Raw genomic sequence first — 15,109 nt, 5'->3', positions numbered from 1 at the left:
CGCCTAGGATTCCTGAAGGAAGCATGACGACACGCCGGCCGCCGGTGCGCACCGTCGTGCGCGCTGCGGGAGGCGACATGTTGCACACGCACACGCATTCGACCCGGGTCAGCCGGCACCTGAACGCCCCGCGCGGTCGCGTCTACCGTGCGTTGCTCGACCCGCAGGCGGTCGAGCAATGGAAGGTGCCCGACGGCATGACGTGCCGCGTGCATGCCTACGACGCGCGCGAAGGCGGCGCGCTGCGCGTGTCGCTGAGCCGCGACGTATCGTCGGGCGCGACCGCCGCGCACACCGACACCTATCACGGCCGCTTCGTCACGCTCGTGCCGGACGAGCGGATCGTCGAGATCGACGTGTTCGAGACCGACGATCCGATGCTGCGCGGCGCGATGACGATCACGATCACGCTGTCCGACGAAGCCGGCGGCACGCGCGTGGACGCCGTGCACGACGGCGTGCCGCCCGGCGTACCGGCCGCCGACAACGAAACCGGCTGGGAGATGGCGCTGGCGCGGCTCGCGGCGCTGGTGGAAGCCGGGTAAGGTCGCACGAAATGCCCGCCGTGGCATGCGTCGCGCCGACCCGGCCAGCGCGTGCAGTGCAGTGCCATGCCGTGGAACCGCGTATCGCACTCGTCCAACCGTGCAGGCGCGAACGGCTGCCTGAATGCATCCGGCCGTTCACGCGCGGACCCGCGCCATTGCGGACCGGGAAATGGCACGCGAAGCTGCCGCACGCTACGCCGGCCCTGTCGATACAGGCCCTCGACTACGGCTTTCGAGCACCGGCGAGCGGTACGGAACAGCGCCCGAAGTTACCGCACACTGTACCGGCCCCATCGATGCAGGCCCTCGTCCACGGCTTTCGAGCACCAGAGAGCGGCACGGAACAGCGCCCGAAGTTGCCGCACGCTGCACCGGCCCCGTCGATACAGGCCCTCGTCCACGGCTTTCGCACACCGGCGCCGCAGCAGCGCGAAAAAAACGGCCGCATGCGACACTGGCCGCCGATGCACGCATCACGCGCGCCACCGGCGGGCGTGTGCATGCGCAACCGCCAACCGGACACGCTTGAGGGCCACCACCATGAACGCCGCGCGCACCGCCACGTGGTATTTCGACTTCGTTTCGCCGTTCGCCTATCTGCAACAGGAACAATTCGACCAGTTGCCGCCCGCCGCCGCGTTCGAGCCGAAGCCGATCGTGCTCGGCGCGCTGCTCGCGCACTGGGGCCAGAAAGCGCCGGCGGAAATCGCGGCCAAACGCGTGTTCACCTATCGTCATGCGCAATATCGCGCGGACAAGCTCGGCATCCCGTTCCGGATGCCGCCCGCGCATCCGTTCAATCCGATCAGGCCGCTGCGTCTCGCGATCGCGATGGGCAGCTCGCCCGACGCGATCCGGCGGATCTTCCGGCATATCTGGCGCGACGGCCACGACGTGTCGACCCCGGAAGGCTTCGCCGCGCTGTGCGACGCCGTCGACTTCCCGGAAGGGGTGACGGCCGTCGAAGCGCAGCCGGTGAAGGACGCGCTGCGCGCGAACACGGACGATGCGATCGCGCACGGCGTATTCGGCGTGCCGACCTTCGAACTCGCCGACGACCTGTTCTGGGGCGAGGATGCGACCGGCATGTTCGCCGACTGCGCGACGTCGCGCGCGTGGCTCGACTCACCCGAGGTACGCCGCATCAGCACTCTGCCCGAAGGGATCCGGCGCGGCTGACGGCGCGACCGCCCGACGCGCCTCACGCGTCAGCCGTCGCGCCCCTCGACGAGCTCCGGCACGACTTCGCGCATCATCGCGGCGAAGCGCACGAGCCGCGACGGGTAGAACTGCGCGTGCGGATACGTCAGGTAGACGGGCAGCGGCGCGGCCTGCCACTCGGGTGCGAGGTGCACGAGTTCGCCGCGCGCCAGATGATCGGCCAGCATCCATGACGACCCGACGCACGCGCCGACGCCCAGCAGCGCCGCGCTGCGCAGCGCATACAGGTTCGCCGTCGTGATGCGCGGGCGGATCGCAATGCGCCGCGTCTCGCCGGTGACCGAATGCGTCAGCGCCAGCTCGTTGCGGTAATACGTGCGCAGCGCGAGCCACGGCAACGCGGCCAGCGCGTCGGGATCGGCCGGCACGTCGGCGCCGCTCAGCACCGACGGCGCGGCCACCACGAAGCGCGGCACCTTCGAGAGCCGGATCGCGACCACCGCCGGATCGCTCGGCTCGCCCACCTGGATCGCGCAATCGATGCCGCTGCCGACGAAATCGCGCACGTCGTCCTGCAGCAGCCACTCGACCGACACGCGCGGATAGTCGCGCAGGAACCGCGCGAGCGGCGCGACGAAACGCTCCTGCCCGAACGCATGCGGCACCGCGACCCGCAGCAGCCCGTCGGGCTCCTCCTGGGCGCCGCGCAGATCGGCCTCGAAGGCCGCCCAGTTCGCCAGCAACTCCTTTGCACGCTTGAAGCAGCGCTCGCCGTCGACGGTCAGCCGCATCGCGTGCGTCGTCCGCTGCAACAGCCGCATGCCGAGCGAGCGTTCGAGCGCCTGCAGCCGCCGGCTGATGGTCGGCTGCGTCATGTGCAGTTGCACGGCGGCCGCCGAGAGGCTGCCGGCCTCGACTATGCGCACAAAGGTTTCCATCAGCTCGAAACGGTAGCCTGCGCCGTCCAGCGGCACCGCCTGAATGCGCGGAGAGCCGCCAGCAGCGGGAGATCGGGGAATTTTCTCGGTCATGCGTGAAGCGTATAACAAATCTGCGCGCGACGGCACTACCGTGGCCGGCCGCATGCCGCCACACTCGCGTCCATCCCTTTGTCCACCCCACGATGCACGCCATGTCCACCCCGTCCCGTCTCGACGCCGCGCCCCATGCGGCCGCCCATACGATGCCCGATCGCCGGCTCGTGCTGCTGCTCGCGGCCGCCGCCGGCCTCGGCGTCGCCCCGCTCTACTATGCGCAGCCGATGCTCGGCGCGCTCGGGCCCGATCTCGGCGCGTCGGCGCGCGCGATCGGCTTCGTGCCGACGCTCACGCAGCTCGGCTATGCGCTCGGCATCCTGCTGCTCGCGCCGCTCGGCGACCGCTTCGACCGCCGCCGCGTGATCGTGACCAAGGCCGCCGCGCTGGTCGTCGCGCTGCTGCTCGCCGCCGTCGCGCCGTCGCTCGGGCCGATGCTCGCGGCGAGCTTCGCGATCGGCCTCGCCGCGACGATGGCGCAGGACGTCGTGCCGGCCGCCGCCACGCTCGCGCACGATGCGCATCGCGGCCGCATGGTCGGCACGGTCATGACGGGGCTGCTGCTGGGCATCCTGCTGTCGCGCGTGGTGGCCGGGTTCGTCGCCGAGACGGCCGGCTGGCGCGCGATGTTCGCGCTCGCCGCCGCCAGCGTCGCCGCGATCGGCATCGTGGCCGCGCGCGGGCTGCCGCACTTCGAACCGACCACGCGCCTGCCGTATCGCGCGCTGATCGGTTCGCTCGGCGCACTGTGGCGCCAGCATCCGGCGCTGCGCCGCGCCGCGCTCGCACAGGGGCTGCTGGCGATCGGGTTCAGCGCGTTCTGGTCGACGCTCGCCGTGATGCTGCACGGCGCGCCGTTTCACCTCGGCAGCGCGGTTGCAGGCGCGTTCGGTCTCGCGGGCGCCGCCGGCGCACTGGCCGCGCCCGTGGCCGGGCGCCTGGCCGACCATCACGGCCCGGATCGCGTCACGCGCATCGGCATCGGCATCGCGGCGCTGTCGTTCGCGTCGATGGCTGCCGCGCCGCTGATGGCGCCGCATGCCCAGCTCGTGCTGCTCGCGGTCGCGACGATCGGCTTCGACCTCGGCGTGCAGGCCACGCTGGTCTCGCACCAGGCCATCGTCTACCGGATCGACCCCGCGTCGCGCAGCCGCCTCAACGCGGTGCTGTTCGTCGGCATGTTCATCGGGATGGCGACCGGCGCCGCGATCGGCAGCCTGTTGCTCGCGCAACTGGGCTGGAATGCGGTGACCGCGCTGGCCGTCGTGACGTCGCTGGCCGCGCTGGCCGTGCGGATCTGGCGCAACTGATCCCGCGCCGCGCAACAAACCCGGCCGACAGCCCCGCGAGGCTCCCCCGCCTGTCTCGCGATTGTCGGCCGGCGCGCACGATGCTGCCGGTGCGGCGCGTGGATTCGGGCGATCGCGCGCCAGCGTGGAAAACGATCGCCGCCGGCTCGCACCCTCGCGCGGCGCACGCGCCGCTCAGTCGCGATCGGGCGCCCCCAGCGGAAAGAACGCGCGATACGGCCGCGCCTCGTCGACCGCGCGCGCGAACGACGGCCGCGCCAGCAGGCGCGTGCGGTACGCGATCACGTTCGCGAACGACGGATCGATCCGGTGCGTCCAGTCCGCGTAAAACAGGAACGGCGCCGCGCCGCAATCGGCGAGGCTGAAGCGGTCGCCGGCCGCCCATTCGCGATCGGCCATCTTTCGGTCCAGCCACGCATACGACGTGTCGAGCAGCGCGCGCGCGTCGGCGACCCCGCGCGCATCGCGCTCGGCTTGCGGCCGCAGCGCGTCGAACACGACCTTCTGCTGCGGCGTCGACACGTAGTTGTCGAAGAAGCGATCCATCGTCCGCACCTCGAGCGCCGCGTGCGGATCGTCGGGCAGCAGCCGTACGGGGCCCGGATGATTCAGGCCGAGGTACTCGACGATGATCGACGCCTCGACCACCGTGCGGCCCGCATCGACCAGCACCGGAAAGCGCTTCAGCGGCCACAGCGCGGCCAGTTCCCGCATCGGTTCCGGATCGTCGTGCGCGAGCATGCGGTACGTGAACGGCGTGCCGTTCTCGTAGAGTGCCGTCAGCACCTTCTGGCAGTAGGACGAAAAGGGATGGGCGTAAAGCGTCGGCATCATCGCGTGCTCTCTCTGGGGTTTCGGCGCCGCATGATGCGGCGCCACGTGATCGGATACCTGGACGACGAACGGCGCCCGGCCGTTTCGACATCGGTCGGGATTTTTTTTCGCCGTCGGGCCGCTACGACCGGCCGTCCATCACGACGCGCCCTTCTGCACGCCAGCGCAGCATCCCGCCGCCGAGATTCGCGACCGCGCCGAAGCCGGACTTCAGCAGGATCACGGTCGCCTGCGCGGATCGCCCGCCGGCCCGGCATACCGTCACGACCGGCCGGTCGCGCGCCAGCTCGCCGGTGCGCGCGGCCAGTTCGCCGAGCGGAATCGGCGTCGCGCCGGGCAGATGGCCGAGCGGGCCCGTGAATTCGTCCGGCTCGCGCACGTCGACGACCTGCACCGCCGGCAGGTGATCCTCCAGCCATTGCGGATCGATTTCCCAGAACCCGGCGAACGTATAGGCGAGCGGCGCCCAGTCGGGCACCGCCTGCGCATCGGGCGCGTTCGCCGCGACGCCGCACTGCAGGTTCGCCGGCACCGCGACGTCGATCTGGCGCGGGTGCGCGAGCCCGAGATTGCGCATGTAGCCGGCGAAATCGTCCTCGCTCAAATCGCCGCCGAGGCGTGGATTGAAGCGCCGCTCCTCGCCGACGCTCGTCACCGTGAGCCCGCGATAGTCGTGCGCCGGATACAGCAGGCACGCGGCCGGCAGCGTGAACAGCCGGCCGTGCACCGCGCGATACAGCGCGCGCGGGTCGCCCTGCTGGAAGTCGGTGCGGCCCGTGCCGCGGATCAGCAGGCAATCGCCGGTGAACGCCATCGATTCGTCGTCGAGCACGAGGCTGATGCAGCCGCTCGTATGGCCGGGCGTCGCGCGCACGGTCAGGTAACGCGGGCCGAATGCGCAGCGCTCGCCGTCGTTCAGATAGCGGTCGGCGCCCTGCGCGCCGCTCGCGGCCGAGATCGCGATCGCGCTGCCCGTGCGCTGCTTCAGCAGCCATGCGCCCGTCACGTGGTCGGCATGCACGTGCGTGTCGACGGTCGCGACGAGCCGCAGCCCGAGCTCGTCGAGCAGCGCCGCGTCGCGGCGCACCTGCTCGAACACCGGATCGATCAGCAGCGCCTCGCGCGACGCACGGTCGGCGAGCAGATACGTGTACGTCGACGATTGCGGGTCGAAGAGTTGCCGGAAGATCATCGCGAAGTCGCTCCGTCGCGGATTGGTGCGTCTTGTCCGGCCCGCTACGCCGAGATCGTGCGGGCCGCTCCGTCGCGGGCCGGTGCGGCCGGCCCGCGGCCGCCGCGTCAGCGCGGCTGCGTCACGTAGCGCAGATACGGCTTCACCGTCCGGAAGCCCTGCGGATACTTCTGCTTCGCCGCGTCGTCCGACACCGACGTCGGGATGATGACATCGTCGCCGGGCGTCCAGTTGACCGGCGTCGCCACCGTATGCCGCGCATTGAGCTGCAGCGCGTCGAGCAGGCGCAGCACCTCGTCGAAGTTGCGCCCCGCGCTCATCGGATAGACGAGCATCGCCTTGACCTTCTTGTCCGGCCCGATGATGAACACCGAGCGCACGGTCGCGTTGTCGACCGCCGTGCGCGGGCCGCCGCCCGCATTCGGATGGATCATGTCGTACAGCTTCGCGACCTTCAGTTCGTCGTCGCCGATCAGCGGATAGTTGACCGCATGCCCCTGCGTCTCCGCGATGTCCGCCACCCACTTCCGGTGATCGCTGACCGGGTCGATCGACAGCCCGATGACCTTCGTGTCGCGCTTGTCGAATTCCGGCTTGAGCCCGGCCATGTAGCCGAGTTCGGTCGTGCATACCGGCGTGAAATCCTTCGGATGGGAAAACAGGATCGCCCAGTGATCGCCGATCCATTCATGAAAACGGATCGTTCCCTCGGTGGTCTCCGCGGTGAAATCGGGCGCGTCCTCGCCCAGTCGAATCGACATGTTCGCCTCCGTCAAATGGGAATCGTCACGACGCCCGCGCCGCAGCCTGGCCACCGCGCGGCGCGCGATCGTCCGCGCGCGAACCGCCGGCATCGCCGATGCCCGGTCTCGCGCGTTCCTATAGCGTAGGTCAAAAAGCGCGCGCCACCGGCATGCGGCGCGGCGGATGCGGGTGGCGCAGGCGGCACGGCACGGCGATTCTCCGCACGCGGCCGCTCGCGCGGCCTGCCTTACACTAACGGCTGTTCTCGTCTTACGTTCACAGGAATGCCATCGACATGTCGCTGACGATCGATCCGAAGCAAGCCGCCGCGCTGCTGGCCGTCGCCGACACGGGCAGCTTCGAGCAGGCGGCCGTGCGCCTGCACGTGACCGCGTCCGCCGTCACGCAGCGGGTCCGCGCGCTGGAGGCGAGCCTCGGCACGCCGCTCGTGCTGCGCACGCGGCCGTGCCGCCCGACGGTGGCCGGGCAGCGCGTGCTGCAGCACCTGCGCCGTGTCGCGCTGCTGCAGGCCGACCTGCAAAGCACGCTCGCGACCGAGCGCGCATCGCCGATCTCCGTGACGATCGCGCTCAATTCCGACAGCCTCGGCACATGGTTTCTCCCGGCGCTGACGTCGGTGCTCGCGGGCGAGCGCATCCTGTTCGAGCTGATCGTCGAGGATCAGGACCATACGTTCGCGCTGCTCGAAAGCGGGATGGCGGTCGGCTGCGTGACGACCGAGCCGAAGCCGATGCGCGGCTGCCTCGCGACGCAGCTCGGCACGATGCGCTACCGGCTGCTCGCGGCCGCCGCGTTCGCGGTGCGCTGGTTTCCGCGCGGGCTGAACCGCACGAGCGCACGCCGCGCGCCCGTCGTCGCCTATTCGCGGCGCGACACGCTGCAGTCGTCGTTCCTGAAGGAGAAGTTCGGATTGCCCGAGGGCGCGTACCCGTGCCACTACGTGCCGGGCACCCATTCGCACTTCGCGGCGGTGCGCCACGGGCTCGGCTACGCGATGGTGCCGGAACCGCTGATCGGCGCCACGCCGCTCGACGCGCAAGGGCTCGTCGATCTCGCGCCCGCGCATCCGACCGACGTCACGCTGTACTGGCACGCATGGACCGTGCAGTCGCCGACGATGGCGTCGCTGTCCAGCCGGGTCGTCGAGGCTGCGCGCCGGTTGCTCGCGCCGTTGCCGGCCTGACATGGGCCGGTGAAGCACCGGCCCGCCGCATCACACGCGCCGCTGCGAGAAATACGCGCCGACCGCACCGAGGAACGTGTCGATATCCGCGCGCGACACGTCGCAGTGGGTGACGAAGCGCGACGCGTACAGCATCTGCGTGAGGATCCCGCGCGCCTTGAGCCACGCCTCGAGCGGCGCGCAATCGGCTTCGGGGAATTGCGCGAACACCATGTTCGTCGCCTGCGACAGCACTTTCACGCCGTCGATACGCGCGAGGCCTTCGGCGAGGTGCGCGGCATTCGCGTGATCGTCCGCGAGCCGCTCGACCTGGTGGTCGAGCGCATACAGGCACGCCGCCGCGAGAATGCCCGACTGGCGCATCGCGCCGCCCAGCACCTTGCGCCAGCGCTGCGCGCGCTCGATCAGCGCGCGGCTGCCGACCAGCACCGAGCCGACCGGTGCGCCGAGCCCCTTCGAGAAACAGATCGACACGCTGTCGAACGGCGCGCACAGCTCGGCGATCGAACGGCCCGATGCGACGGCCGCATTGCAGACCCGCGCGCCGTCGAGGTGCAGCGACAGCCCGCGGCTGCGCGCGAACGCGGTGGCTTCCTGCACATAGGATTCCGGCAGGACCTGGCCGCCGATGGTGTTCTCGAGCGCGAGCAGGCGCGTGCGGGCGAAGTGATTGTCGATCGGCTTGATCGCCGCGGCGATCTTCGCGACGGGCAGCGAGCCGTCCGGCGCGTTCTCGATCGGCTGCGGCTGGATGCTGCCCAGCACGGCGGCGCCGCCGCCTTCGTACTTGTAGGTGTGCGCGAGCTGGCCGACGATGTACTCGTCGCCGCGCTCGCAATGGGCCATCAGTGCACCGAGGTTGCTCTGCGTGCCGCTCGGGAAGAACAGTCCGGCCTCCTTGCCGGCCCGCTCGGCCATCACCGCCTGCAGGCGCAGGACGGTGGGGTCGTCGCCCCAGACGTCGTCGCCGACTTCGGCGGCTGTCATCGCGGCCAGCATTGCCGGGCCGGGGCGTGTCACGGTATCGCTGCGTAAATCGATCATCGCTGAGTCCTGGGTTAACACGGACCGGAACCGATGCGCCCGGCCCTGCCGAAACGAGACTCAGAGTGTACGCAATTCACGCAGCGCGTGGGAGCCGGCGGTCGCCGCGCGCAACCGCACGCCGCGCCGCCGCCGCGCCTGCCGTCAATAGTTCGGCGGCGGCGGCTGAATGCCCGCCGGCGGCATCGGCGGCGCCGCGCGCGGCGCGCCGCCGCCACCGTATGCACCGCCGCCATCGCCGCCTCGGCCGCCGCTCATCCCGCCCGGCACCGGCACGCGGTTGCCGGTCGCGTACATGCATTGCAGGTAGCCGTAGTCGTAGCGGCGCTGGATGTCGTAGGCCGAGCCTTGCGCCGCGCCGGCGCCGACCACGCTGCCCGCGAGCAGCCCCGCGCCCGCGCCGACGGCCGCGCCCGTGCCGCCATTGAACGCCGCCCCCGCGGCCGCGCCGAGCGCGGTGCCGACGGCGGCACTGCCGATCGCGCTCGCGGTCGACGCCTGCCCGGCGCTCACGCCGCCCGATTGCTGGAACGCGTACTGGCGGCAGTTCGCATCGTCGGCGCGGAACTGGTCGAACGATTTGCCGGTGCCCGGCAGCGCCATCACGCTCGGCCCGGTCGGCATGTAGGCGCATGCGCCGAGGAGGCCGGCCAGGGCCAGCGCGGCCGGCACGCGCAGATGTCGAATTACGGATTTCATCGTCGCGCCTCCGTCACTGCGGCCGTGCCGGCACCGATCGCCAGCCCGACGTGCAGGTCTTCACATAGGGGTAGTAATGTTTCGACGCGTCGCAGTAGTACCAGACGTTCGCGTCGCCTTCATCCTGCGGCTGGCCCTTCTCGACGTATTCGGGCGGCGGGCCCGGGTCGACCGGCACCGCGATGACGGGCGGCGGGTAGTAATAGGGAGCAGGAACGACAGGGTAGTAATACGGGTAACCGGGGCCGATGTAGACCCCGACCCGGGCGGCATGCGCCACGCCGCCCGTCGCGACCGCGATCGCGGCCGCCGCGCCCAGCGCGAGCTTCAATCCATTCACGTCACGTTCTCCGGCTGAGGGTTCGTCGATCCGAACCCGACATACCGAACGCTACGCCGCGCGCGATCCGGCATCCATTACCGCCGGACGCGCCAATGTTGCATGACGTTACCAATGTGACAAACCGCAACGGCCGCGGCCCGCCGGCACGGTCGTGCGCATTACGCATTAATGCACCGCAACAGTCCGGCCGCGCGCGGACGCGGGGCGCGGCGTCGCCCGGTGCGACGCGACGCTTGCGTCCGCATCGAACCGTTCCGATGACGCCGCGCGCCATATTGACGCACGTGCGTCAGACCGCCACGCCTCGGCCGCGCGCGGCGCACGCGGCCTTCTTGATACGAATCAACGATTTATCCCGAAATCGCCCGCGACGGGCTGGACATCTGCGACGAGTTGGCACATTTCGCGGTGCAACATCGCAGCCCATACTCCAGCCAACCCCGACGCCCGTCCGCCGGGGTCCGCCGGCACCCGCCGGCGGATATCGTCAGCTTCGGTCAACTGGTATGGACACCGCTCTTTCGGCCCTCGATCTGGCCCGCCTGCAATTCGCGTTCACCGTCTCCTTTCACATCGTCTTTCCGGCGCTGAGCATCGGCCTCGCCAGCTTCATCACCGTGCTCGAATATCGCTGGCTCAAGACCGGCAAGCAGTACTACAAATCCCTCTGTCTGTTCTGGTCGAAGATCTTCGCGGTCGCGTTCGGGATGGGCGTCGTCTCCGGCGTCGTGATGAGCTACCAGTTCGGCACCAACTGGTCGGGCTTCTCGAGCTTCGCCGGCGCGGTCACCGGGCCGCTGCTGATGTACGAGGTCATGACCGCGTTCTTCCTCGAGGCCGGCTTCCTCGGCATCATGCTGTTCGGCTGGAACCGCGTCAGCCCGCGCGCGCACTTCGGCGCGACGCTGATGGTCGCGATCGGCACGCTGATCTCGACGTTCTGGATCCTCGCGTCGAACAGCTGGATGCAGACGCCGCAGGGCTTCGAGATCGTCGACGGCCGTGTCGTGCCGACCGACTGGTTCGCGATCATCTTCAACCCGTCGTTCCCGTACCGCCTGTTCCACATGGCAATCGCCGCGTTCATCGTCGCCGCGCTGGTGGTGGCCGCGACGGGCGCGTGGCACCTGCTGAAGGGCCGCCGCGACAAGGGCGTGAAGAAGATGTTCTCGATGGCGCTGTGGCTGCTGCTCGTGCTCGCGCCGCTGCAGGCCGTGATCGGCGACCAGCACGGCATCAACACGCTGAAGCACCAGCCCGCGAAGATCGCCGCGATCGAGGGGCTGTGGGAAACCGAGAAGGGCGGCACGCCGCTCAACCTGTTCGGCCTCCCCGACATGAAGGCGGAAACGACCCGCTATGCGGTCAAGGTGCCGCACCTCGGCAGCCTGATCCTCACGCACAGCTGGGACGGCGAGATCCGCGGGCTGAAGGATTTCCCGCCGGAAGACCGGCCGAATTCGACGATCGTGTTCTGGAGCTTCCGGATCATGGTCGGCCTCGGCATCGCGATGATCGGCCTCGCCGCGCTGGCGTGGCTCCTGCGCCGCCGCGGCCGCCTGTATGAATCGAAGGGGTTCCAGCGCTTCGCGCTCGTGATGGGCCCGACCGGCTTCGTGTCGCTGCTCGCGGGCTGGGTGACGACCGAAGCGGGCCGCCAGCCGTGGGTCGTGTACGGCGTGATGCGCACCGCGCATGCGGTGTCGCCGCTGTCGGTACAGCAGGTCAGCCTGTCGATGATGACGTTCGTGGTCGTGTACTTCCTCGTGTTCGGCACCGGCGTGTACTACATGCTGAAGCTGATGAAGGCCGGCCCCGCGCTGCCCGACGCGCCGCACGACGACACGCCCGGCACGCGCCCCGATCACACCGCGCGCCGTCCGATGTCGGCCGTCGACGAGCTGATCGAGACCGTCTGAGCCCACCCCATCCGCAAACGAGAAAACCTATGGACGTCACCGTAATCTGGGCCGCGATCATCGCATTGGGGCTCTTCATGTACGTCGTGCTCGACGGCTTCGACCTCGGCATCGGCATCGTCTTCCCGTTCTTCCCGGACGAGAAGGAACGCGACCTGATGATGAACACGGTCGCGCCCGTGTGGGACGGCAACGAGACCTGGCTCGTGCTCGGCGGCGCCGGGCTGTTCGCGGTGTTCCCGGTCGTCTATTCGACCGTGCTGTCGGCGCTGTACCTGCCGCTGATCTTCATGCTGGTCTGCCTGATCTTCCGCGGCGTGTCGTTCGAGATCCGCGCGAAGGCGCGGCGCACCAAGCAGCTGTGGGATCTCGCGTTCATCGGCGGCTCGGCCGGCGCGACGCTGTTCCAGGGGATCGCGCTCGGCGCGTTCCTGCAGGGCATCAACGTGAAGGACGGCGTGTTCGCGGGCGACGCGTTCGACTGGCTCACGCCGTTCAGCCTGCTGACCGGCCTCGGCCTGATCGTGACCTACGCGCTGCTCGGCTGCTGCTGGCTCGTCGCGAAGACGGAAGGCGACCTGCAGCGGCGCCTCCACCGCGTGGTGTGGCCGCTGACGGTCGTGCTGCTCGGCTTCATCGCCGTCGTCAGCCTGTGGACGCCGCTGCAGGATCCGGCCGTGGCGCAGCGCTGGTTCGATTCGGGGCTGTTCTGGCGCCTGCTGCCGGTGCCGTTCCTGGTCGTCGGGTGCGCGGTGTGGATGCGGCGCGCGGTGCGCAACCGGCACGACATGACGCCGTTCGTGCTCGCGCTGGCGCTCGTGCTGCTCGGCTACGTCGGCCTGCTCGTCACGCTGTTCCCGTATGCGATTCCTCAGACGATGACGATCTGGGAAGCGGCGGCGCCGCGTTCCAGCCAGACCTTCACGCTGGTCGGCGCAGCGGTTATCCTCCCGATCATCATCGCCTACACGACGATGGGTTACTGGGTATTCCGAGGCAAGGTGCGCCATGAAGACCAGCATTACTACCACCACTGATTCCACCGGCCGCCCCGCGGCGGCGCCACGGCCGCGGATGCGCGGCTGGATGTGGTTCGTCGTTCTATGGGCGGGTGGCGTGCTCGGCGCCGTCACGCTCGGCTACGCGTTCAAGATCTTCATGAACCTGACGCTGTTCGCGGTGAAGTAAGCACCGCCCGCGTCGCCCGCCGGCGCGCATGCCGGCGCCGTGCCGCATGCCGCGCCGGCGGCGCCTCGTCCGCGCCGCCGGGGCGCGCGCCCCTCGCGGCTTCCGCGCGTCAGCGCCCGCCCTGCTCGCCGTCGCACTTCACCGTGCACATCGCCTTGTCCACTTCCGTGAAGAACGTCTGGTAGTACTCGGGCTCCATCACGGTCTTGGTCCGCGAATCACCGGCGCTGTCCCACACCGTGCGATCGAATCGCGCACGCACGATCGCGACGTGCGCGTCCGGCCCCGCCCGAACCGTCACGATCGCGGCCACGCGTTCATGATCGGGCTTCACCGGCAGCATCCCGATGCGCGCCTTCAAGGCGCCGCGCAGCAGCTGCCGCCACTTCGGGATCAGCGTGTCGCTGCGCCCCGCCTCCACCAGCCCCGAATCGCGATCGACCGTCACCGGCTCATAGCCTTGCGCGCGCAGCACGCCCGCCACCGCGTCGAGCGTGTGCGCCTGCGTCGCGTCCTTGTAGCGGCGATCGCTGAGCATGCGCAACGTCTGCCGCTCGGTGTCCGTCAGGTCGACCTCGGTCTGGCTCGAGCTGTAGCGCACCAGCGATCCGCCGCTGCCGATCTGGCGCTCGTTCTCCGGCTTCGTCGCGCACCCGGTCAGCGCCGCGAACAGCCCGGCACAGGCCAGCGCCAGCGCACCGCGACCACGCGCGGGCGGTGTCGCCGCCGTACGGCGCGCGGCGCGCCGGAGGCGAAGACGGTGGCGAATTCCGGTTGCCCGGGCGTCGGGTGGCGATATCATCGTCATCGGGGGTTCTCCTGTCGGCGACATGATAGGCACCCGCCGCGGCCGCCGCAAACGACATTTTCTAATCCACTGTGTAGCTTTTCTTCGCGATCTCACGATGCGCCGATTGCCGCCCCTGAATGCGCTGCGCAGCTTCGAAGCTGCCGGCCGCCTGCAGAGCCTGACCCTTGCCGCCGAGGAGCTGAACGTGACCCAGAGCGCGGTCGCGCAGCAGATCCGCGTGCTCGAATCGTTCTTCGGGCAGAAGCTGTTCGAGCGCGACGGGCGCTCGTTGCGGCTCACGCCGCGTGCGCGGCATTACCTCGTCGACGTCGCGAGCAGCCTCGGGCGGCTCGCGCTGGCGACCGGCCAGATGTTCGAGCCCGTCGGCGGCCATCCGGTGCGGATCAACACGTCCGTCTCGTTCGCGCACGGTTGGTTGCTCACGCAACTGGCCGCCTTCCAGGCCGCGCACCCGGACATCGACGTGCAGCTCGTCACGACGCCCGATGCCGAGCGCGACCAGCTCGACGAATCCTGCGACGTCGTGGTCCGCCGCTATACGCCGGAGCTGCGTCGCAAGGGGTTCGTGTCGCGGCCGCTGCTCGCGACCGTCGCGGTGCCGGTATGCGCGCCCGACCATCCGGTGCTCGGGCAGGTACGCACGCCGGCCGACCTGCGCAACGCGCCGCTGCTGCATTACGCGGGCTTGCCGCAGGCATGGCAATACTGGTTCCACCAGGCCGGATCGGTCGTCACCGAGACGCTGCGCGGGCCGTTCTATCGCGAGTTCTTCCTGATGACCAAGGCCGCCGCGAGCGGACTCGGCGTGTGCCTCGCGCCGCGCGCGGTCGTGCGCGACGATCTCGAGCAAGGGCGGCTCGTCACGCTGTTTCCCGAGGTCCGCCTGGAAGGGCCGCCGTTTCATTGCCTGTATCGCGACGATGACGACGACGCGTCGCTGCGCACGTTCGTCGACTGGCTGTTTGCACGGGCGGAGGCGCTGGAAGGCGCGGTGACGGGATAGCCGCGAGCGACGGGAGGCGCGAAAGCGGCCGAAGCAGCCGAAGCAGCCGAGGCGGCCGGATGCGGATGCAACCAT

General features: G+C 69.9%; 16 protein-coding genes. 8 read left to right on the top strand and 8 right to left on the bottom strand.

All coding sequences use genetic code 11. From position 1 onward, the window contains the following. Positions 1-77: 77 nt before the first annotated feature. Positions 78-545, top strand: coding sequence for an SRPBCC family protein (locus GQ57_RS06530; RefSeq protein WP_031402621.1), 468 nt, complete (start codon positions 78-80; stop codon positions 543-545). 543 nt (positions 546-1,088) lie between these two features. Next, positions 1,089-1,727 (top strand): 2-hydroxychromene-2-carboxylate isomerase, encoded by a 639-nt coding sequence (locus GQ57_RS06525; RefSeq protein ID WP_034197425.1) that lies wholly within the window; start codon positions 1,089-1,091, stop codon positions 1,725-1,727. Positions 1,728-1,756: 29 nt separating this feature from the next. Here GQ57_RS06525 and GQ57_RS06520 read toward each other — a convergent pair whose 3' ends face one another. Further along, positions 1,757-2,740: a LysR family transcriptional regulator gene (locus GQ57_RS06520; RefSeq protein ID WP_031402623.1), complete on the bottom strand. Its 984-nt coding sequence runs from the start codon at positions 2,738-2,740 to the stop codon at positions 1,757-1,759. Between the two features lie 101 nt (positions 2,741-2,841). On the opposite strand from GQ57_RS06520, the gene GQ57_RS06515 reads away from it, so the two are divergent. Next, positions 2,842-4,053, top strand: a complete 1,212-nt coding sequence (locus tag GQ57_RS06515; protein ID WP_031402624.1) for an MFS transporter — start codon at positions 2,842-2,844, stop codon at positions 4,051-4,053. A 174-nt stretch (positions 4,054-4,227) separates the two neighbouring features. On the opposite strand, the gene GQ57_RS06510 is transcribed toward GQ57_RS06515, so the two are convergent. From GQ57_RS06510 to GQ57_RS06500, 3 genes are all read right to left on the bottom strand, one after another. Beyond that, a complete protein-coding gene (locus GQ57_RS06510; protein ID WP_034197424.1) occupies positions 4,228-4,887 on the bottom strand; it encodes a glutathione S-transferase family protein in 660 nt (219 codons plus the stop codon). A 121-nt stretch (positions 4,888-5,008) separates the two neighbouring features. Continuing rightward, complete coding sequence (locus tag GQ57_RS06505; RefSeq protein WP_031402626.1) at positions 5,009-6,079, bottom strand: MBL fold metallo-hydrolase; 1,071 nt, start codon at positions 6,077-6,079, stop codon at positions 5,009-5,011. Positions 6,080-6,186: 107 nt separating this feature from the next. Further along, on the bottom strand, positions 6,187-6,840 hold the full coding sequence (locus GQ57_RS06500) for a peroxiredoxin (protein WP_031402627.1): 654 nt from the start codon (positions 6,838-6,840) through the stop codon (positions 6,187-6,189). A gap of 278 nt (positions 6,841-7,118) precedes the next feature. Between GQ57_RS06500 and GQ57_RS06495 the strand changes: the two genes are divergently transcribed. Beyond that, positions 7,119-8,027, top strand: a complete 909-nt coding sequence (locus tag GQ57_RS06495) for an HTH-type transcriptional regulator ArgP (protein WP_034197423.1) — start codon at positions 7,119-7,121, stop codon at positions 8,025-8,027. 30 nt (positions 8,028-8,057) lie between these two features. Here GQ57_RS06495 and ltaE read toward each other — a convergent pair whose 3' ends face one another. The 3 genes from ltaE to GQ57_RS06480 form a co-directional block, all read right to left on the bottom strand. Then, positions 8,058-9,071, bottom strand: coding sequence for a low-specificity L-threonine aldolase (gene ltaE, locus GQ57_RS06490; protein ID WP_034197422.1), 1,014 nt, complete (start codon positions 9,069-9,071; stop codon positions 8,058-8,060). 144 nt (positions 9,072-9,215) lie between these two features. Next, entirely contained in the window at positions 9,216-9,770 is a 555-nt protein-coding gene (locus GQ57_RS06485; protein WP_031402630.1) for a glycine zipper family protein, read from the bottom strand. Positions 9,771-9,783: 13 nt separating this feature from the next. Continuing rightward, positions 9,784-10,110, bottom strand: a complete 327-nt coding sequence (locus tag GQ57_RS06480; RefSeq protein ID WP_031402631.1) for a hypothetical protein — start codon at positions 10,108-10,110, stop codon at positions 9,784-9,786. A gap of 509 nt (positions 10,111-10,619) precedes the next feature. Here GQ57_RS06480 and GQ57_RS06475 point away from each other — a divergent pair. From GQ57_RS06475 to GQ57_RS06465, 3 genes are read left to right on the top strand one after another with little or no spacing between them, the layout of a single operon-like run. Further along, on the top strand, positions 10,620-12,032 hold the full coding sequence (locus tag GQ57_RS06475) for a cytochrome ubiquinol oxidase subunit I (protein ID WP_031402632.1): 1,413 nt from the start codon (positions 10,620-10,622) through the stop codon (positions 12,030-12,032). 29 nt (positions 12,033-12,061) lie between these two features. Next, the gene (gene cydB, locus GQ57_RS06470; RefSeq protein WP_031402633.1) at positions 12,062-13,069 is read left to right on the top strand and encodes a cytochrome d ubiquinol oxidase subunit II; all 1,008 of its coding nucleotides are present in this window, start codon (positions 12,062-12,064) and stop codon (positions 13,067-13,069) included. Beyond that, the gene (locus GQ57_RS06465; RefSeq protein WP_034197421.1) at positions 13,041-13,220 is read left to right on the top strand and encodes a hypothetical protein; all 180 of its coding nucleotides are present in this window, start codon (positions 13,041-13,043) and stop codon (positions 13,218-13,220) included. The genes cydB and GQ57_RS06465 overlap by 29 nt, the downstream gene beginning before the upstream one ends. A 109-nt stretch (positions 13,221-13,329) precedes the next feature. Here the strand turns inward: GQ57_RS06465 and GQ57_RS06460 are convergent, their stop codons facing one another. Beyond that, positions 13,330-14,028 carry a hypothetical protein gene (locus tag GQ57_RS06460; RefSeq protein WP_034197420.1) on the bottom strand — a complete coding sequence of 233 codons (699 nt, stop codon included), beginning with the start codon at positions 14,026-14,028 and terminating at the stop codon, positions 13,330-13,332. 97 nt (positions 14,029-14,125) lie between these two features. Here GQ57_RS06460 and GQ57_RS06455 point away from each other — a divergent pair, with 97 nt between their 5' ends. Next, positions 14,126-15,034 (top strand): LysR substrate-binding domain-containing protein, encoded by a 909-nt coding sequence (locus GQ57_RS06455; protein WP_031402636.1) that lies wholly within the window; start codon positions 14,126-14,128, stop codon positions 15,032-15,034. Positions 15,035-15,109: the final 75 nt, after the last annotated feature.

This window comes from Burkholderia sp. MSh2, from assembly GCF_000731655.1.
In the GTDB taxonomy this organism is placed as follows: domain Bacteria; phylum Pseudomonadota; class Gammaproteobacteria; order Burkholderiales; family Burkholderiaceae; genus Burkholderia; species Burkholderia paludis.
This window is presented reverse-complemented; position numbering and strand designations above follow the sequence as displayed.